Origin of the sequence: uncultured Clostridium sp. (assembly GCF_937920395.1) — a bacterium.
Classification (GTDB): Bacteria; Bacillota; Clostridia; order Clostridiales; family Clostridiaceae; genus Clostridium_AD.
In genome coordinates, this window is record NZ_CALEVF010000236.1 from 1 (window position 1) to 20,875 (window position 20,875).

Sequence of the window (20,875 nt, forward strand, 5' to 3'; positions counted from 1 at the left end):
TCTATGTATATTATAGTTTAAATTTGTCTAATAATCAAAATATTCCACCATTATTGTATAAAATAAAAAAGCCTCAACCGAAGCTTCTTTCAAAACAAAATGCGCTAGTGTGAGAACTTCTATCTTCTCAACCAACGCATTAAATATTTTTCATTAAATTCTAATAGTATTATTTATTATTTATTATTTAAATTTTCTAAAATTGTCTCAGCAATCTTATGGCTTGATTGAGGATTTTGACCAGTTATAAAATTTTTGTCTACAACTACTTTCTCAGTGAAATCTGCACCTTTATCAACAATTGCTCCTTGCTCTCTTAATCTACTTTCTACTGCGAAAGGAACCTTATCTGCTAAACCAGCAAGCACTTCTTCAGTATCAGTAAAAGCAGTTAAATTTTTACCATCTACAAAATATTTTCCATCTTTATTTTTAATGTTAACAAAAGCTGCAACCCCATGACATACACCAGCTACAATATTTCCATTATTATAAGTATCTAAAATTAATTTTTCTATATTTTTATTATTTACAAAGTCGATTAAAGGACCATGGCCACCTGAAAATAATATAGCATCATAAGAATTTCTCATGGTAGCTTCTAAAGCTTGTGTATTCTCTAATAATTTGTTGACCTCTTCATATTCACTCGGAATTCCATTTGGAATAGATACTTTATCTAAAATTACTTTCCCACCTAAAATTGAAGCTATGTCTACTTCTACTCCAGCTTTTTTGAATACATTGTATGGTTCTGCAAGTTCTTCTAACCATAACCCAGTTGGATGGCCATTCATATTGCTCTCACTTGTGGAAATTAATAATATTTTTTTGTTCATATTTTTTCTCCTTTTTGATAATTATTTTCTTCAACTTTCTATTTATTAAATGATAGTAATTATTTCATCCTCTTTCAATCTAGATTTACGTAACTCAGCGTTAAAATCATTATCACTGCGATAGCCTAATCCAACTATAGTAATTGCTGTATATCCTTTTTTGCTTAAACCTAACTCTTCATCTAAAACTTTTGCATCAAAACCTTCCATTGGTACAGCATCAATGCCAAGAGTCGCAACACCTAATAAAAAATTACCAATGTTTAAATACACTTGTTTATCCATCCAATTTTGTAAATCTTTTTCATCATCACGATGTATACTTACAAATTTCGAACGTCCCATATGTTGGTTACCTTTAAATTCTTTCTCAGTAAAACGACCATCGACATCTTCTTTTTCTAATACATGAAGTAAATATTCTTCATCCATATCAGTTCTTGAACAAAATACAACAACATGAGATGCACCTACCACTTTAGCTTCATTAAAATTAAAAAAGCCTTGAGTACTTTTACTAATTTGTTTTTTACCTTCATCTGTATTTGCAATTACAAAGTGCCATGGTTGACAATTAACGCTAGATGCACTAAGTCTTAAAAGAGCCTTTATTTTGATAAAATCCTCATCAGAAATTTTCTTTGTAGAATCAAACTCCTTTGTAGAATAACGTGTGTTTAAAATTTCAATTAAATTCATATTCTTTTTCTCCTCTTATAAATAATTTAGTATTTTTTAGAAAGCAGCTTTATATATATTTAGTACATCCTTTGCATCTAGTGGTTTGAAGCTTCCAAGTTTTCCGCGTACAGTAGCTTGTTTTGCCATTTCTTCTAGTTTTTCTTCCTTAATTCCAACTTCTCTTAATGTTGAAGGTATTCCTAATGATGCAAAGTGCTCTCTTGTTTTTTTAATAGCATTATGAGCTATTTCATATTTGTCAGAGCTATCATCAAGTCCCCAAACATTAACTCCATATTCAACAAACTTGTTTACTGTATTATCATTTAGTGCATACTCCATCCAATGTGGTGTTAAAATTGCAAGTCCAACCCCATGAGTAATATCATAGAATGCACTTAACTCATGCTCCATTGCATGAACACTCCACTCTGTTTCTTTTCCGTAACTTAACAAACCATTTATAGCAAGACTTGAAGTCCACATTAAATTAGATCTTGCTTCATAATTTGTAGGATCAGACATTGCTATTTTTCCATATTTTATACAAGTTTTAAGAAGTGCTTCCGCCATTCTATTTTGCATAAAAGCTTCATTTGTATTACTAAAGTACACTTCAAAAATATGACTCATTATATCAGCTGTGCCTGCTGCTGTTTGATTTTTAGGCACTGAAAATGTATAAGTAGGGTCTAATATTGAAAACCTAGGTGCCATATCTTTATTACCAGTGGCTAATTTTTCACTAGTTTCTAAATTTGTAATTACTGCTCCTGCATCCATTTCAGAACCAGTCGCTGCTAATGTTAGTATAGTTGCAATTGGAAGAACTTTATTTACTTTTCTTGGATCAAGCACAATGTCCCATGCATCACCATCATAATAATAGCCAGCTGCTATTACTTTTGAGCAGTCAATTACACTTCCCCCACCTACAGCAAGTATAAGTTCTACTTTATTTTCTCTACATATTTCAATCCCTTTTTTTACGCTTGATATTCTTGGGTTAGGCTCTACACCTGATAACTCGAAGAAACTTATTTCATTTTTATTAAATATGTCTGTAATTTTACCATATAATCCACTTCTCTTTATGCTACCACCACCGTAAACAAGTAAAACTTTAGAACCATATTTCTTTACGTTTTCTGCTAGTTTATCTATTTTATCTTTTCCAAAAAATATTTCTGTCTGTATTGAATAATCAAAATTTAACATTTATAATCTCCTTCATTTTAAAATTTACTTTTATTAGTATTACCCGAACTTAAAATGCTATAATAACTTATTATAATTTCATAACCATTTTTTTCTCCAAAGAATTAAAACCTTCAGGAGTATGAGTTGATAAATAAACTGTATCATTTTGCTTAATAAATTCTCTAACCTTTGATAAACTTTTAGCGGCTAAGTCTTTATCCTCGAACACAACCGAGAGTTCATTCCTTCTTAAGGCCTCATCTGTGTATGTTATATCCCCATGAATCATATAATATAAATCATTATCTTCTACAACAACTATGGAATTTCCATTAGTATGGCCAGGGGCAGGTAACATTCTAACGCCATCAGCTATTATCTTACTGCTCTCAAAGTTTTTATATTTACCATCCTCAAATTTAACTTTGGTTATATTTTTTGCATCCAATTTCAAATCATTTGCTTCAGTTTCAGAGATATAAATTTTAGAATCATTAAATAATCTTATTTCTCCAGAATGATCAGGATGTTTATGAGTAATAATAACTTTATCTATATCAGAAGGTTTATATCCAACATTTTTTAGAGCTGTTACAAAGTCAGCAATTTTCTCTCCCATGTATAACATTTGATTTGGAGTTCGTTCAAAAGGTGCTGTTTCAATTGGAAGTCCTGTGTCTACTAAAATAAGTTCTTTTCCTGTGTCTATTAAATAATTCTGTAAACTAGCTGGGTATACTTTATTTTGGTCCACATCTTCTTTCTTCATAGAGCCACCTAAAGCAAATGCCTCGCTCATCTCGCCATTTTTATAAAATTTCAAAGCTATAATTTTCATTTTATTCTCTCCTTTTAATTTCTAATAAATAGTACGATTCATATAACTATTTCAGAATTACACATACTATTAATAAATATGTTAATATATATTAACATATTCCTTATAAAACTTTTAATAAGTAATTTAAGTTTTCGTCAATTTAATAAATTTTGCAACATTTAGTTTTATGCAATTAAATTGCTTATTTATAATATACAATCTTTTAATCTTAATGTCAATGGTTTTAATTTAAATATCTCTAATTTATACAATGTGGTGGACGATTCATGTTTGCTTCAACTTTGAATGACACCCGATCACAGTAATTAAAAAAATTTTTCTTTATAATGGGAACAGTAGTCTTGATACAAATACTACAAATACTAATGTTATAGAACTAAGTAGAGTTGATGTCATAACAGCTAACGAAGCAAAATCAGCATGATTATTTCTTTCAACCGCAATAAGAGCAGTATTAACTGCAGTTGGAATAGCAGATGAAATCACTAATGTTTGAGCTGTTACTCCAGTAATACCAATTACTTTTAATATTAAAAAAGCAATAATAGGCCCCCCTAATAATCTAGTCACATTTGAAATATAGACATCGACATTTGTAAATGAGAGTTTCGTCTTTGATAGTTGTGCTCCTAATGTAATTAAAGCAAAAGAAATCAAACCATTTTGTATGTAGACTAAACCAGGCCATATCGCCATGTTTTCTAATCTAAAAGGTAATGCCTTTAAAATAAATGCAAGTGGAATCATATAGATAGTTGGCATTTGAAGGATGCTTTTTACAGAATCCTGCCAAGTCATATTACCTTTTCCAGCATTAAAAAAGCCTATTGTATTTGTTGAGATATTTTGTACAATTAATACCACAATCTGAGTAGTTAATGCTACAGCTAAATAAGGTGTTTTCCCATTTATTAAGAAGGGACCACTGCTAAAAATCAGAGTAATTAAAGGTATTCCTATATTTCCAGAATTATAAAACATAATAGAATTTGTGAATGCATTTTTAAATCCTTCATCATACCTTCTTACTTTTGAAATAATAGTAGTGATTATTGAATTTACAATTGCCAATATAACTACAAATACAAGTATTTTTAATACTTGCTTAGGCAATTTAGTTGAATAAATTTGCATAAAGATAAAAAAAGGTACGTAAACATAAAAGTTTATCTTGCTTAGTGTATTAATATCTAAGTTAAATTTTTTACTTAATAGGAATCCTATTATAATTATTAGCACCAAAGGTAAAATATTCTTGGTAAGTATATATATAAATATGTCCATTTAAATCCTCCAATATAAGTTATGTTATAAATTACTATTTATTACTAGATATGACCATATATACTTAAAGATTGTCTACCCATAGATTAAAATTTATGTATATATTTACTATTTAAACCATTATACCATTGCTAGAACTATTTACAAATGAAAAAACGACCAGGGAATATGATTTAATGTTAGGGTTATAAGTTTAAATATAATCGTTTTCACTTGACGTATTAAGTGATTTATTGTAATATTAACTTGTAATTTGAGTAATGATAAAAAATAACAATTTTACCGATTTATAAATAAATAAACAAATAAATAGGAGGATCTTTAAATGAAAGGTTATGGAGTAATAGAAAATGGAAAACACGGTTGGATAGAAAAAGAAAAACCAGTGGCTGGACCCATGGACGCTGTTATGCGCCCTATCGCAGTAGCAATTTGTTCTTCAGATACTCATGCAATGCATGGTGGCGCAGGTGAATTAAAAAATGTTATACTTGGTCATGAATCTATAGCTGAAGTTGTGGAAGTAGGTAATATGGTTAAGAATTTTAAACCAGGAGACGTTGTGGTTGTTCCATGTAACACACCAAACTGGGAAGAAGTTGCACTTCAACAGAGAAATTCAAATAATGCCCATGATGCAGGTCTAATGGCAAGTTTTAAATTTATTTTATCTAAAGACGGTGTTTTTGCAGAATTTTTCTCTGTGAACAATGCCGATGCAAATTTGGTATTATTGCCTGAAGGTGTATCAGTGGATGCAGCGCTTATGGCTACGGATATGATGTCAACAGGTTTTTATGGTGCTGAAATGGCAGATATTCAGATAGGTGATACAGTAGTAGTGTTTGGTATCGGCCCTGTTGGACTTATGGCTGTAGCTGGTGCTAAACTTAGAGGTGCAGGTAGAATCATAGCTATTGGAACAAGACCTAATTGTATTGCACTTGCCAAAGAATATGGTGCTACCGACATCATAAGCTACAAAGAAGGAAATGTTGTAGAGCAGATCTTGGCACTCGAAGGCGGCAAGGTAGATAAAGCAATTATTGCTGGTGGAAATGCAGATTCAATGAATCAGGCTCTACAGATTGTAAAGAACAATGGTAATGTTTCGAATATCAACTTCTTTGATGGCAGTGAAACATTCAACATACCAACATATAACTGGGGCCTCGGTATGTCTGATATAACAATCCGCGGTGGTTTTTGCCCAGGTGGTGCACTAAGAATGAAAAAAATGCTTAATCTAATTAAGAATGGAAGAATTTCGCCTGAGAAGTTATTGAACTATAAGTTTGAAGGTTTTGACAAAATCAAAGATGCCTTCATTCTAATGGATGAAAAGCCAAAAGATCTAATTAAGCCTGTTGTTCATATTCAATGGTAGTTATTAGAAATTAAAAATACTTATAATAATTAACATACTTAAAATCCTATAAATCATAATATAATTATGATCTATAGGATTTTTATGTTCTAAAGCTCTTAGTATTTGGGATATATTTAAACTTTTTAAATAAAAACATAAAAATAAATTATATTATCTTCCAGTAGTAAACATTCTCCTAACATTGAGTTGAGTTAACTTAACATTTTTCAACATCAAATTAACCTAAAAATATGTTTAATGCTGTATTATTAAGTTTATAAAGAGTTGCTACATAAAAACTATTGGAATGGAGGTTTTACTATTGTTTATAGTGTTACTTATTTTGATAGCCTACTATGTTACTTTTAAATTATGCAAAAGTGCTGCTACCGATACTCAAGAATTAGAAGACAAGTTGTTTTTAGAAACTTATGTTAACACAAAGCACTAAGAATCAAGTAACTCATGACATTAAATAATCTAATTTTATAATTCTTTTCCACAGCATTTCTTATATTTCTTGTCACTTCCACAAGGGCAAAGATCATTTCTACCAATTTTAGGTTCCTCTCGTACTCTGGGTTCCTGTGGGTGATAATAATTTAGGCCATCTTCGTTTGCTTCGCTATGATCTTCATCAAAAAATCTGTCTGCTATATGTTTATATTTACCTGACTGCTTTTTATACTCCACTTGGAGCTTTTTTCTTTCAATGTTATTAGTTAACTTACTAAAGAACTCTGCCTTTAAAGCATAAAAATCCGGATAATCTTTTTCTAGTTTTTTAATAGAAGTTTTGTCGTTATCATAATTATCTAATACGATATACTCCTGAAAATGAGTCATTGCTTCTTTTTCTTCTTCATCGTGCATCCCTAATTCATTATTTGGAAGTACATTGAAAGCAATCAGATCCACAATCTCTTGTTTTATTTTTTTATCTTCTTTTATTTTACGAAAATCATCAATATATCTTATATAGTTTTCGATTTCGTTTTTAATCTTTAATACCTCTTTATCTTCCGGTAAAATCTTTGTTGCCTTCTCTATTATCTTTTTAGCATCTTCCATTTTTTCCATTTGCATTAAATAAGATGCTAGGTCAGATAATGTAGAGGTTATATCCTCTTTTATTTCATCATTATTTATTGCAATCTCTACCAACTTATCTATAGGTTTATGTATTGAGGAAAACATTTCAAAGTTCATATCAATAGTTATTAACTCTAAATATATTATAGTATTATCCTTTATATCAGTGACTACCTCTAAAGCCTTTTCTAAAACATTTCTAGCATTCAGATATTCATTACTTTCTACATAAGCTTCACTTAAGCCAAGCCACAAAGAAATATTGTCACTATCAAGTTCTATTGCCTTGTTGTAGGCTGAAATAGCCTTTTTATGCCAACCTCTGTTTAAATAAGCATTAGCTAAATAGCCTGCAAATGCTGAGTTTTCGGGTTCGTCAGAAGTTAATTCTTCATATATCGTCAGAGCTTTACCACTGTTACTATTTTTTAAATACACTTCTGCAAGCAATACTTTTACTATTAGAGATTTTGAATCCTCTTTGTGCATATTTTGAAGAATTTTAATTGCTTTGTTTAATTTTTCTTCTTCCATATAGGTTGTTGCTAATCTATAATTTTCTTTCACATCAGAATCTAAATTATTTATTAAATCATACTGTTTTCTAGTTTTTTCATTACTTAAAATTTCGTAAGCTTTTCTAATATCCATAAATTCTACTTCAAATCTATCCGGTGGATATTTTCTTACACTCTTAAAGTAAGCCCCTTTTATATCCTCTTTTGAAGCCAGCGCGGTTAGTTCTAATATTTCATAATAATCTTTCATTTATATCACCTTTTCTCTCTATTCTTTAGTATATTTAATTTTTTATCTAAAGTTATTCACATTTGCTATTTTAACATTTCACACTCCTCTAAAATATCTTACCAAATATTATCCACTATAATTATATAACAAACATAATTAGTCACGCAACCCTAATGGAATGTTGTTTTTTACAATATCAAAAGATTTCAAAAAGGAACTAATATTTAAGCTCTTCTAAACACCACTTCATATATATTTAAAAGTACAGATATAATATATGACTGAATTAATATCATTAGACATGATTCTGAAATTCTTGGAATCCACAAAACCATAAACCCTATACTAGAAAGTCCAGGTATAAACAATATTAAAAAATAAGTGTTAATTGTTGAAATTATGATTGCAGGTAATCCTATCGCAAAAATCATTTTAATATAGTTATCATATAGTTTGTTTTCATTATTAATTTTTTTAATACAATTATTAACAAACAAAATTGCAAAACCAAGTACCGCTATAATCTCGAGCCCTATACCAATAAACTGAGTTTTCTTTCCAAGTGAAAACATCATTCTTCCTAAATTTGATTTTGGAAATACTAAGATTACAATATTATTAATAACCCCTATTAATCCTAAAGCCACAAAAGATGTAATATAGTATTTTACTAATTTCTCAGTATCAGCACTTTTTACATATTTCCATATTAACCCTGGAATAAAACCTGAAAGCATGGTTGTTAAAGTAAACAATGGGATATATGGGCCCATAGGTCTTAATATATATGCAAGAATGTCAGCAATTCCTCCAGCAAATGCTCCATAAATCGGTCCATAAATAATTCCAGGAAGAATATAAAAGATACCATCAAAGCTAATTCTCATAGCACCTGCACCACCTATTGGAATCATTATACTAAGCGACCTTATAACTACTGCAATTGCAATGAAAACGGAAGTTGAAACTAATTTTTTTGTATTCATTTTTTCTTTCATTTAATAATCTCCGTAGTTAACCTATTTATTACGCAAAGGGCATTGACAACAGAAAAAATTAATACGGCTGCCAAATTTGCTGTAACATCATCTTGATCAAATCTTGGTGAAACTTCAGCTATATCAAAACTTACTACCTTATTTGACCTTAAAATATATTTAAGAAACTTTATTACGCGTTCAGGATCTAACCCAAGGGGCTGCGATGAACTTACTCCTGGTGCAAAAGCTGTAGAAAATACATCGGAACATATAGTTACATATAGATAATCTTTTAATTTTATAAAGTCATCTATATCTTCCATCAGCTTCCAATTGTCGTTATCTATAATATCCTTCGCAAGCATATACTTAACTCCAAGTGTATCAGCTGTTTTAAAAAGATCTATAGTGTTACTGTGTTTTTGAACTCCAATACATAGATAGGAATATTCAAGTTCTCTGCGTGTACATATATCTGCCATTTGCCTAAACATTGTTCCGGAGCTGGTTACTTGTGTATAAGGCCTTAAATCAAAGTGAGCATCAAAATTTATTATCCCAATATTAGGTTTTTTGCTCCTTTGTGATAAGTAATTTAATGTACCCATATAATTTCCAAAAGCGACTTCGTGACCACCGCCTAAGACAATAGGAAAAAGATTTAAGCTTAAAACTTTTTCGATTGCTTTGGATAGTAGCTCTTGACTTTCTTCAAGATTACAGTCCTCACAGCATATATCTCCTACATCAAAAAGTTTTACTTCCTTTGAAAAATCGCATGGTAGATTAGATAATTCTTTTCTTATGCTTTGGGGACCCTTTGCTGCTCCTGTCCTACCACCATTACGTCTTACCCCTTCATCACAACAAAAACCAATAAAAGCAAATCCTAATTTTCCTGTATAGATACTTATATCGTCTCTTTTTAAATCTATTATCTTTACACATTGATGCCATCTAAAAGCATCATAATTAGTTTCACTATCAGTTCGTCCCTGCCAAACCCCTTCTTTTGTTATTTTATAATTTTTATCAAACATAATAATTAGCCTCCCAATTTTTTTATAAATATAAATAGCTATCATCATTATATTTAGAAAATAATGTTTACTATACCAAACATCTTAAAAACAACCCAAGGCAAATGATGATTTACCTTGGGTTGTAGCCCTATTATATAACTACTTTACTAAGTATTCGTTTTTCTCTCTCAACAACATTAGTTTCAAGAAGCGATACTTTTTTTTCAAATGTAGCTACAAACTCACTATCATTTATTGAGGATAAATTTATTTTCACATTGCACAGAGCTGATAAAACTGCACTTCTCGCCATCATAGCTGACACAGCAGCATCTGTTACTGCATTTTTATTTCCATGTTCTACTGCTTTTTCTGAATAATCCATAAGTCTATATGCATTTTCTGCTATTTTGTATGGGGTCTCTGAAGCATGCTTTAATGCATTTTGGATAGTTTCTTTTCTTATAGCCTTTTCTTCATCATTGTTTTTGGGTAATTTGAAGGCATCCATTACACCATGAAAAGATTCTGAATCTGCATCAATATATCCTATAAACTTTTCTTTATATATATTTGCTTGTTCATAAACTTCTTTCATCGTAACTTCACTATCTTCATAACCCTTTTTACCAATGGTTAAACTTGCAACCATTGAAACAAGTGCTGCAGCAGATGCACCTGATAGAGCTGCAATACTTCCTCCTCCTGGCACAGGACAATTTTGGGATGTTTGATCAATGAATTCTCTAACACTTTTATCAACTAACAACATAATAATGTTCTCCTCCCTCTATATTTTAGATATAACGTGAATAAATGGCTAAAATAATCCTGTTATAACCCCATTTTCATCTATATCCATCTTTTGTGCGGCCGGAACCTTAGGAAGTCCTGGCAATGTCATTATATTTCCAGCTTCACATACTATAAAACCTGCCCCTGCAGAAACTCTTACCGTTTTTATTGTAATATTAAATCCTTTTGGAGCTCCAAGAAGTTTACTGTCATCGGAGAAAGAATATTGAGTTTTAGCAATACATACAGGCATCTTATCAAGACCTAATTCTTCAATTTTTTTCATTTGTTTTTTAGCACTTGATTCAAATACAACTCCATCTCCACCATATATTTCGCGAACAATAGTATTAAGCTTATCTTGTATTGAACTATTTACATCATAAATAGGTTTAAAGTTTGATTGTTCTGTTTCTACAAGTTTAACAAGCTTTTGTGCCATTTCCACTCCGCCTTCAGATCCTTTAGCCCAAACTTCATTAAGTGCTACTTCAACACCAAAGTCTTTACATCTTTTTAAAAGAAGTTCTATTTCCTTTTCTGTATCGTTAGTAAATCTGTTTACAGCAACCATTACAGGTACATTAAACTTTCTTATATTTTCAACTTGCTTTATTAAATTCTCAAATCCAATATCAAGAGCTTTAAGATTTTCCATTCCTAAATCTGATTTAGCTACTCCACCATGCATTTTTAGTGCTCTAATAGTAGCAACTATTACTGTAGCCGCTGGTTTCAATTGTCCATATCTACATTTTATATCAAAAAACTTTTCTCCACCAAGATCAGCACCAAAACCTGCCTCAGTTACTAAATAATCTCCCAGTTTAAGTCCTAGCTTTGTAGCTATAAGACTATTGCAGCCATGAGCTATATTCGCAAATGGTCCACCATGTATTATTGCTGGTGATTTTTCTAATGTCTGAACTATATTGGGCTTTATAGCATCCTTCATTAAAAGAGTCATTGCGCCATTAACCTTAAGATCCTTTGCGGTTACTGGTTTACCATCCATGTTATAAGCTACTATTATCTTACCAAGTCTATCTTTGAGATCCATTAAATTTTTAGAAAGACAAAGAATAGCCATTACCTCTGATGCAACGGTAATCATAAAACCATCTTCTCTTGGGAACCCGCACACCTTTCCACCAAGACCAACAACTATATTTCTAAGAGCTCTGTCATTCATGTCCATAACTCTTTTAAAAACAATCTGCCTAATGTCTATTTTAAGACTATTTCCCTGATGGACATGATTATCAAGCGCTGCACAAAGAAGGTTGTTTGATGCAGTTATAGCATGCATATCCCCTGTAAAGTGAAGGTTAATATCCTCCATAGGAACTACCTGAGCATATCCACCGCCTGCTGCTCCACCCTTTATTCCAAATACAGGTCCCAAGGAAGGCTCTCTTAAAGCTATCCACGTCTTCTTACCTATTCTATTTAAAGCATCTCCAAGACCAATAGTTGTAGTTGATTTCCCCTCACCTGCAGGAGTTGGAGTGATTGCTGTTACAAGTATCAGTTTTCCATCCGCTTTATCTTTTAATCTATCAAAAATACTTAAAGAAACCTTTGCCTTATACTTACCATAAGATTCTAATTCATCCTCATCAATTCCGAATTTTTCAGCAATTTTTGTTATTGGTAGCATATTAGCCTTTTGAGCTATTTCAATATCACTTGGAACAATATTCATATAATTCAACCCCTCATCATATTTAATTATATTGTTTTTAATTCCTTATTCTGAAAGCTTCTTTTCAAGTATTTGACTTATATCAAAGTTTTCTATTTGAAGATAATATTCAGCACAGTCTATCAATGCTTTCATAGGAACCAATCCAATAACTTCACTACCAACAACTGGTACTCCATAACGCTGAGCTTCCATCTTAACCATTTCATGAGCTCTGTATACCGCAGTCTTTTCATAATTTACAAGATTCATAGAAATTTGAACTATATTTCTCTCGCTAAGCTTTACACCCATAGCCTTTACAAATCTAAGCCCACCTCCTATAAATCTTACCTTTTTAGCAATTGCAGTTGCAATTTCCATATTATCTGTGCCTAAGTTCACATTGTATGCTACAAGTGGAAATCTAGCCCCTATAACAGTGCATCCGCTTTTTTCATTCATTTCGCATGGGCCAAAATCAGGTTTCCATTCTGGAAGTTTTATTTTTTCAAAAAATCCTTCATATTGACCTTTTCTAATATTAGCAAGATTTGTTCGAGCCTTGCAAGTAGCTGCATCTTCATAAAGATAAACAGGAATATTTAATTCTTCGCCAACCTTCTTTGCAAGTTCTTTAGCCATCAAGACACATTCCTCTGTTGTAACATCCTGAATTGGAATAAATGGAACAACATCTGTTGCTCCCATTCTTGGATGAGCACCCTTTTGAGTCCTCATATCTATAAGTTCTGATGCTCTTTTAATTAGCTGAAAAGCAGCCTTTTTAGCGTCTTCCGGTGCAGCAACAAATGTTACAACTGTTCTGTTATGGTCTTTATCAGAAGAATAGTCAAGTAGTTTTACATTTTCTGCATTTCTCACTTCATCAACTATACTTTCAATTATTTGCTTATTTCTACCTTCACTAAAATTTGGAACACATTCTACTAATTTTGCCATACTATTATCTCCTTTACTATTTAGGATTAATTATATATTAACAACTACATTTCCATCTTTAATTACTTTCTCTACAATGTTTATACCTGTATTATATGGTATAAAATTATAAGAAGGATATTTCAAAATAACAATGTCCCCCTTTTTACCAGGGTCTATACTTCCAATGGAATCTGCTCTACCGATAGCCGCAGCACCATTTATTGTAAGCGCAGTTATAGCTTCTTCCATACTCATCTTCATATATATCGCTGCCACTGCAAATACCAAAGGGATTGAATATGTAAAACAACTCCCTGGATTAAAATCTGATGCTAGTGCCACGCCGCATCCACTATCAATCATCTTCCTTGCTCTTGCATATGGCTCTTTTAAGCAAAATGCAGTACATGGAAGGAGAGTCGAAATTACTTTTTTCTCAGCCATTGCCTTTATTCCCTCGTCTGAAGCATGTAATAAATGATCAGCAGATATTGCCCCCACCGCTGCTGCAAGCTCTGAACCTCCAAGAGTAACTATTTCATCCGCATGAAGTTTAAGTTTAAAACCCATTTCTTTTGCTTTTAAAAGAAGTTTTCGTGATTCCTCTACAGAAAAAACCTTGTCTTCACAAAAAACATCACAAAACTCTGCAAGATTCTCATCTTTAACAACAGGGAGCACATTATCTATAATAAAGTCAATATACTCATTATTTTTCCCTTTGTATTCAGGTGGGATTGAATGAGCACCTAAAAATGTAATTGCGAGGTCCATAGCATGCTCTTCATTAAGTTTCTTCATAACCTTAAGCTGCTTTATTTCCGTATCTAAGTCAAGGCCATAGCCACTTTTACCTTCCACAGTTGTTACTCCAAGCTTAATCATGTCATTAAGCCTTTCAAACCCAACATTATAAAGTTCCTTTGCAGAAGCATTCCTTGTTGCTTTTACAGTGTTTTGTATTCCACCGCCTCTCTCCATTATGTCCATATAGCTATCTCCCCTGAGTCTCCAAGCAAATTCTTCTGCCCTATAGCCACCAAATATAAAATGAGTGTGAGAGTCTACAAATCCTGGAAGCACACATTTATTAGATGCATCTATAACTTCATAATCTTCTTCATTGTAAATTTTCAATATTTCTTCTGTAGTATTAACCGCTTTAATTATGCCGCCTTCAATTACAACGGCCCCATTTTTAATGGTATGAATATTTTTCATTTCCTCACCGTATTTTGCATTGAACCCGCTACAAGTAACAAGCTCCGATGCATTTTTTATAAGTAGATCTTTTTTTTTCATAAGCACATCCCTCTCAAATATATTACTTATCAAAATACTTACTTACAGTATCCGATACGAGTTTTTCATTTGCTAAATAAGGAATAGTAACATGGTCTGTTCCCATATGTGTATTATTAAATTCTATGACCGTTTCTATTGAATGCTCATTTCTTGCCCAAGAACGTCTTGCAACTCCACTCATAACATCCCATGAAATTGCAGATTTAATTATCTCATCTACTCTATAACTTCCATCAAGTACAAGACCAAATCCTCCATTTATAGATTTTCCAACTCCAACGCCACCCCCGTTATGAAGTGCTACAAGACTCATGCCCCTTGCTGCATTTCCTGCAAAACATTGCACAGCCATATCTGCCATAACGTTACTTCCATCTTTTATATTAGAAGTTTCTCTAAATGGTGAATCAGTACCACTTACATCATGATGATCTCTACCCATCATAACAATTCCTATCTCTCCTTTTCTTACCATTTCATTAAACTTAAGAGCTATATTTACTCTTCCTGTAGCATCCTGATAAAGTATTCTTGCTTTGGTACCAACCACAAGATTATTTTTCTCAGCATCCCTTATCCAATTATAGTTATCTCTATCCTGATATCTTCTATTTGGATCTATACAGCTCATTGCAGCATGATCTGTTTTAATTAAGTCTTCATTTTTCCCACTTAAACATACCCATCTAAATGGTCCATATCCATAATCAAATAGTTGAGGTCCCATTATATCTTCTACATAAGATGGAAATATAAAGCCATCCTTTTCATCTACTCCATTTTTAGATATTTCCTTAACTCCAGCATCATAAATTGCTTTCATAAATGAGTTACCATAATCAAAGAAATATGTTCCTCTTTCAACCAATATTTTTATAAGTTCAAAATGACGTCTTAAACTCTTATCAACTAACTTACAAAAGGTGTCCCTATCATTAGCAAGGAGTTCAGTTCTTTCCTCAAATGTTACTCCCTTAGGACAATAACCACCTTCATATGCAGCATGACAGGATGTTTGGTCAGATAACAAGTCAATCTTTTTGTTATTTTTAACTATATACTCTAGCAAATCAACTATATTTCCATGATATCCAATTGACATTGGCTCTTTCTTTTTCAAATATTCCTCCGCAATTTCAAATACCTCATCAAGATCTGATGATTGCCTCATAACCCATCCTTGATCAAGTCTTGTTTGAATTCTTGATTCATCGACCTCAGCTACAATGCCAACACTATTTGCAATTTCAATTGCTTTTGGCTGAGCTCCACTCATACCACCCAAACCTGATGTTACAAATATATGACCTCTTAAGTCACCATCATTGGGAATTCCAAGCTTCATTCTACCTGCATTTAATAAAGTATTATAAGTGCCATGAACTATTCCCTGAGGTCCTATATACATCCATCCGCCGGCAGTCATTTGTCCGTAATTTGCAACACCCATTTCCTCTGCTATTTCCCAATCCTTTTGATTATCAAACATGCCTATCATTAATGCATTTGTAATTATTACTCTTGGTGCACCAGGTTTAGATTTGAAAAGCCCAAGAGGATGTCCGGATTCTAAAACCAAAGTTTGATCTTGAGTCATTATCTGTAGATATTTCTTTATAAGTCTATATTGCATCCAATTTTGGCATACACTTCCTGTTTCACCGTATGTAACAAGCTCATAAGGATATAAAGCCACATCCGAATCAAGATTATTATCAATCATAACCTGAAAAGCTTTACCTTCGGTACATTTTCCTTCATATTCATCTATTGATTTTCCATATATTCTTCCTTCAGGGCGAAATCTGTATCCATATATTCTGCCTCTTGTAGTAAGCTCCTTCATAAATTCTGGTATAAGCTCCTCATGATACTTATCTGGAATATAACGAAGTGCATTCTTAAGTGATATTTCTGTCTGAGATTTTGAAAGGTGGAAACCTCTATCTGGAGCTCTTCTTATCCCCTTAACAAATTTAGGCATATCAGGTAAATAATCATCTAAAGAAATTGTCATAGCCTCTTTAATATTCATGTTGTTAATCATTCATTATCCTTCCTTTCTATATTTTAACATACTTACATTTTAGTAAAGAATCGTCATTAAAACATCTATTTTTTAAGTTTATCATCTAAAATAATTTAAGTAGTTAGGAATATTGAAGCTCTTATAATACTCGCTTCTTCCTGACTGCTATAAATTTTGAGTTCTGAATTGTTTTCTTTTTCTGTTGTAGTTAATAATACTAAATCACCCTTGTTAAGATTTATTATTTTCTTTGTTCCTGTAACTATTTTCGCATCACCTTTCACTACATAAAAAGCTTCTGTTATTTGAGAAAACTTTAAAGGAGCATTCACATTGCTGTATAATATTATATCTTTAGTCTCACCTTTATCTAAAAAAATTGATTCTAATTTTCCATTATAATCTTGTGCCATCATTAAATTAAAATCTATTACCTTACCAAAACTCTTTGTTGTCCACTCTCCACTAAAATTATCCTGTTCAAATCTTTTTAGCACAGTATTATAATGTCCTTCATGTTTAAGAAGTATTTCTCCTTCAATAACCATAATAATTCTAGCTATTCCTGGTAAAGATGTAAATATAGATTCTTCTACTTCAACCTTTGCAGAACTTAGCCTCCATTTAAAATTACGATTAACATATAGCGAATCCCTAGGATAAATACAAAGCTCAGTTGTTGTACCCCCACGCCATTTACTTGTTTTATATTGCTGTTTTTTAATTATTTCAATATTGTAAGACATTTATAAATCCTCCTGCTACTTCTTAAGATAAACTAATTCCTCTAAGAAGTATTACATTTTCATGTAACCTTTTAAGGAATTAGTTTATTTGTTTATTAATTTTTATTATTTGATTTCTCGCACTCTCTAAGCTCAAAATTACATTCCTTGAGAGGGACTATCTTTGTTTTGTTTACTATCTTGTATCCAAGATAAAAACCTATAACCACAAAAATAATTCCATAGTTAGTTATAAAGTCAAACCAGCTGAAGGTCGTAGCTTTGAAAACCCATATATTGGCACCAAATAAAACAACAACACAAAGTATTAATGCAAATATAGGACCAAAGGGATACCACAATGCCTTATATTTTAAGTCTTCAATTTTTCTACCTTGAGCAACATAAGCTTTTCTGAATCTGTAGTGACAAACTGCTATTCCCAACCATGCTATGAAGATTGTAATTCCAGACAAGTTGTAAAGTATATAGTATATCTTACCATCACCAACAAGCGATGCAAGGAAAGCTGTTGATGCAACAGCTGCGGTAAGAATAAGTGCATTTGTTGGAACACCTCTCTTATTTAATTTTCCAAAGCATTTTGGAGCTTTTCCTTCTTTAGCCATCGCGTATATCATACGAGATCCTGCATAAAGTCCTGAGTTTCCACATGAAAGAACAGAAGTTAATATAACTGCATTCATTATAGAAGCCGCAGCTGCAATACCAGATCTTTGGAATACCATAGTAAATGGGCTAAATGCTACATCTGATACACTATTTTTCAATAGATTGTGATCAGTAAAAGGAATAATAAAACTAATAACAGCAATTGCACCAATGTAGAATATAAGTATTCTCCAAAAAACTGTATTTATTGCTTTTGGTACATCTTTTTCTGGGTTTTCTGATTCACCAGCCGCAAGACCAACCACCTCTGTACCTGCAAAAGAAAATCCTGCTACTAAAAAGCCTGATAATATTGCTACTCCACCTCCTACAAATGGGGCAGCATGTCCTTTTCCATCGTTAATCACCCAATTACTAAAACCTATTGAATGACCTCCCATGATTCCAAATATCATAAGTACACCAACAACAAGAAATACAATAATTGTTACAACCTTAATACTTGCAAACCAAAATTCACCTTCACCATATGCTCTTGCAGACATGAGATTTAAACTTACTAAAATAATCAAGAATCCTATACTCCAAAATGTTGTTTGAGTATTAGGCAACCAAAATTTAATAACAAGTCCAGCAGCAACCAATTCTGCCGCAACAGTGATAGCCCAGTTAAACCAATAGTTCCAGCCTAGTGCAAATCCCAGTGCCGGATCAATAAATCTTGATGCATAGGTTTCAAATGAACCAGCACTTGGTATAAGTGTCGCCATTTCTCCAAGTGATGTCATTAAGAAATACACAAGAATACCCATAATACCGTATGCTACAAGTGCACCACCAGGTCCTGAAGAACTAACGGCGTTACCACAAGTAAAGAATAGGCCTGTTCCTATTGCACCCCCTATAGCAATCATATTCATATGTCTTGGTTTTAGAGATCGTTTTAACCCACTTTCACTTGTATTTGCTACTATATTATCACTCATAAAAACCTCCCTTTATTTTATGCTAATAATTAAATATCAACCTCGTTCATCCTCTCAGCTATAAAATAGTTTTTTGAATTTGTTGGATTTTATGTCCTTATATGATTTCTTAATATTCTATTTCAACTACTTTTTCTACTGCTTCTAATAATCTTCCGCTCTTAACAAGTTCAGTGACTCTATCTAAATCTTTATACATAACTATATCATACTCAATAAAGTCTACAGATTTTCTAACTAAATTGTAAGCTTCTTGGGTTGCCATGCCAAGCTTAAATCCAGCACCTTTTCTGAAATCTATAGCTTGACATGCAGCTAATATTTCTGTTGAAACTACTCTAGATGTATTATCAACTATATCTCTAGCTTTTCTTGCTGCTATTGTTCCCATACTAACTAAATCTTCTTGATTTGCTGATGAAGGTATTGAGTCTACTGATGCAGGATGAGCTAGTATTTTATTTTCAGATACTAAAGCTGCTGCTGCATATTGGGTAATCATAAATCCTGAGTTTAATCCACCATGTTTAGCTAAGAATGCTGGTAAATCATTTAATTGAGGGTTGATTAATCTTTCTAATCTTCTTTCAGATACGCTAGCAATTTCAGCTGCTCCAATTCCTAAGAAGTCAAAACTTAATGCCATAGGTTCTCCGTGAAAATTACCTCCTGAAATTACATCCCCTTCTTCTGTTACTATAGGATTATCTGTAACAGAATTTATTTCTATTTCAACTTTAGTTTTTACATAGTTTATAGTATCTTTACTTGCACCATGAATTTGTGGTACACATCTTAATGAGTAGGCATCCTGCACTCTTATTTCGCCTTGTCTTGTTACATAAGTACTACCTTCAACTAATTTTAATATATTTCTTGCTGTTGCTAGTTGTCCTGGATGTGGTCTTAGTACATGAAGTCTTGGATCAAAAGCATCTGTAATTCCTCTTAAAGCTTCCATTGTTAAAGCTGCCGCTATATCACTAGTTTTTAATAACCTTATGGCATCATAAGTAGCTAAAGCACCTGTTGCAGTTAAAACTTGAGTGCCATTTATAAGCGCTAATCCTTCTTTTGCATCAAGTTCTATTATGGTAATTCCTGCTCTTTCCATAGCAATGCTACCTGGTAATATCTCTCCTTTATACTCTGCTTCACCCTCACCAATCATAGGTAAAACCATATGTGCAAGTGGTGCTAAGTCTCCTGACGCTCCTAAAGATCCTTTTTCAGGAATTATTGGATAAACTCCTTTATTAATCATTTCAATCAGTGTTTGTAAAGTAGCCGGTCTTATTCCTGAAAATCCTTTTGATAGTGCATTAGCTCTTAAAAGCATTATAGCTCTTACAACATCATTTGAAAATTTAGGACCATATCCACAAGCATGTGAACAAATTAAATTTCTTTGAAGTGTTTTACAATCTTCTTTAGAAATACTCACATTACAAAACTCGCCAAAGCCTGTAGTTACACCATAAACAGCCTTTTCATTTTTAACTATATCATCAATTATTGCTCTTGATTTTTTAACTCTTTCTAGAGCACTTTCTTTTATTGAAACCTTACAACCTCTTCTAGCTATATCTACCATCTCATCTAAAGTTAAATCATTTCCTGTCAAAAATATTTCTTTCATTTTTCTACCTCCTATAAATTTGTGATAGTGTTAACACTATCTTTGTTTTATTTATTTAAAACCCTGCTATTGCAAG

At 32.1% G+C, this 20,875-nt stretch carries 18 protein-coding genes; 2 read left to right on the forward strand and 16 right to left on the reverse strand.

Features of this window, described 5'->3' with window-relative positions:
• Positions 1–176 precede the first annotated feature (176 nt).
• The 5 genes from Q0649_RS15075 to Q0649_RS15095 all read right to left on the reverse strand — a co-directional run bounded on the left by Q0649_RS15075 (position 177) and on the right by Q0649_RS15095 (position 4,845).
• Positions 177–839 (reverse strand): type 1 glutamine amidotransferase domain-containing protein, encoded by a 663-nt coding sequence (locus Q0649_RS15075; RefSeq protein ID WP_298843806.1) that lies wholly within the window; start codon positions 837–839, stop codon positions 177–179.
• A gap of 45 nt (positions 840–884) precedes the next feature.
• Positions 885–1,538, reverse strand: coding sequence for an oxygen-insensitive NAD(P)H nitroreductase (nfsB, locus tag Q0649_RS15080; protein WP_298843809.1), 654 nt, complete (start codon positions 1,536–1,538; stop codon positions 885–887).
• Between the two features lie 36 nt (positions 1,539–1,574).
• Positions 1,575–2,738 carry an iron-containing alcohol dehydrogenase gene (locus tag Q0649_RS15085; protein ID WP_298843812.1) on the reverse strand — a complete coding sequence of 388 codons (1,164 nt, stop codon included), beginning with the start codon at positions 2,736–2,738 and terminating at the stop codon, positions 1,575–1,577.
• Between the two features lie 70 nt (positions 2,739–2,808).
• Positions 2,809–3,558, reverse strand: coding sequence for an MBL fold metallo-hydrolase (locus tag Q0649_RS15090; RefSeq protein ID WP_298843815.1), 750 nt, complete (start codon positions 3,556–3,558; stop codon positions 2,809–2,811).
• A gap of 324 nt (positions 3,559–3,882) precedes the next feature.
• Positions 3,883–4,845, reverse strand: a complete 963-nt coding sequence (locus Q0649_RS15095) for an AEC family transporter (protein WP_298843818.1) — start codon at positions 4,843–4,845, stop codon at positions 3,883–3,885.
• Between the two features lie 325 nt (positions 4,846–5,170).
• Here Q0649_RS15095 and Q0649_RS15100 point away from each other — a divergent pair, with 325 nt between their 5' ends.
• Both Q0649_RS15100 and Q0649_RS15105 read left to right on the forward strand, forming a co-directional pair.
• A complete protein-coding gene (locus tag Q0649_RS15100; protein ID WP_298843820.1) occupies positions 5,171–6,232 on the forward strand; it encodes a zinc-binding dehydrogenase in 1,062 nt (353 codons plus the stop codon).
• A gap of 304 nt (positions 6,233–6,536) precedes the next feature.
• Positions 6,537–6,665, forward strand: a complete 129-nt coding sequence (locus Q0649_RS15105; RefSeq protein WP_298843823.1) for a hypothetical protein — start codon at positions 6,537–6,539, stop codon at positions 6,663–6,665.
• 35 nt (positions 6,666–6,700) lie between these two features.
• On the opposite strand, the gene Q0649_RS15110 is transcribed toward Q0649_RS15105, so the two are convergent.
• The 11 genes from Q0649_RS15110 to hutH all read right to left on the reverse strand — a co-directional run bounded on the left by Q0649_RS15110 (position 6,701) and on the right by hutH (position 20,799).
• A complete protein-coding gene (locus Q0649_RS15110) occupies positions 6,701–8,074 on the reverse strand; it encodes a tetratricopeptide repeat protein (protein ID WP_298843826.1) in 1,374 nt (457 codons plus the stop codon).
• Positions 8,075–8,280: 206 nt separating this feature from the next.
• On the reverse strand, positions 8,281–9,054 hold the full coding sequence (locus tag Q0649_RS15115; RefSeq protein ID WP_298843829.1) for a folate family ECF transporter S component: 774 nt from the start codon (positions 9,052–9,054) through the stop codon (positions 8,281–8,283).
• Positions 9,051–10,076 (reverse strand): formimidoylglutamase, encoded by a 1,026-nt coding sequence (gene hutG, locus Q0649_RS15120; protein ID WP_298843832.1) that lies wholly within the window; start codon positions 10,074–10,076, stop codon positions 9,051–9,053. Before hutG ends, Q0649_RS15115 begins: the two co-directional genes overlap by 4 nt.
• 133 nt (positions 10,077–10,209) lie before the next feature.
• The gene (locus Q0649_RS15125) at positions 10,210–10,830 is read right to left on the reverse strand and encodes a cyclodeaminase/cyclohydrolase family protein (RefSeq protein ID WP_298843834.1); all 621 of its coding nucleotides are present in this window, start codon (positions 10,828–10,830) and stop codon (positions 10,210–10,212) included.
• A 48-nt stretch (positions 10,831–10,878) separates the two neighbouring features.
• Positions 10,879–12,558, reverse strand: a complete 1,680-nt coding sequence (locus tag Q0649_RS15130; RefSeq protein ID WP_298843837.1) for a formate--tetrahydrofolate ligase — start codon at positions 12,556–12,558, stop codon at positions 10,879–10,881.
• Positions 12,559–12,603: 45 nt separating this feature from the next.
• Positions 12,604–13,500 (reverse strand): glutamate formimidoyltransferase, encoded by an 897-nt coding sequence (gene ftcD / locus Q0649_RS15135; RefSeq protein ID WP_298843840.1) that lies wholly within the window; start codon positions 13,498–13,500, stop codon positions 12,604–12,606.
• Between the two features lie 30 nt (positions 13,501–13,530).
• Entirely contained in the window at positions 13,531–14,784 is a 1,254-nt protein-coding gene (hutI, locus tag Q0649_RS15140) for an imidazolonepropionase (protein WP_298843843.1), read from the reverse strand.
• A gap of 22 nt (positions 14,785–14,806) precedes the next feature.
• Positions 14,807–16,834, reverse strand: coding sequence for a urocanate hydratase (locus tag Q0649_RS15145; protein WP_298843846.1), 2,028 nt, complete (start codon positions 16,832–16,834; stop codon positions 14,807–14,809).
• 95 nt (positions 16,835–16,929) lie between these two features.
• Complete coding sequence (locus tag Q0649_RS15150) at positions 16,930–17,562, reverse strand: HutD family protein (protein WP_298843848.1); 633 nt, start codon at positions 17,560–17,562, stop codon at positions 16,930–16,932.
• 95 nt (positions 17,563–17,657) lie between these two features.
• Positions 17,658–19,160 carry an amino acid permease gene (locus Q0649_RS15155; RefSeq protein ID WP_298843851.1) on the reverse strand — a complete coding sequence of 501 codons (1,503 nt, stop codon included), beginning with the start codon at positions 19,158–19,160 and terminating at the stop codon, positions 17,658–17,660.
• A 109-nt stretch (positions 19,161–19,269) separates the two neighbouring features.
• On the reverse strand, positions 19,270–20,799 hold the full coding sequence (gene hutH, locus Q0649_RS15160; protein ID WP_298843854.1) for a histidine ammonia-lyase: 1,530 nt from the start codon (positions 20,797–20,799) through the stop codon (positions 19,270–19,272).
• Between the last annotated feature and the right edge of the window lie 76 nt (positions 20,800–20,875).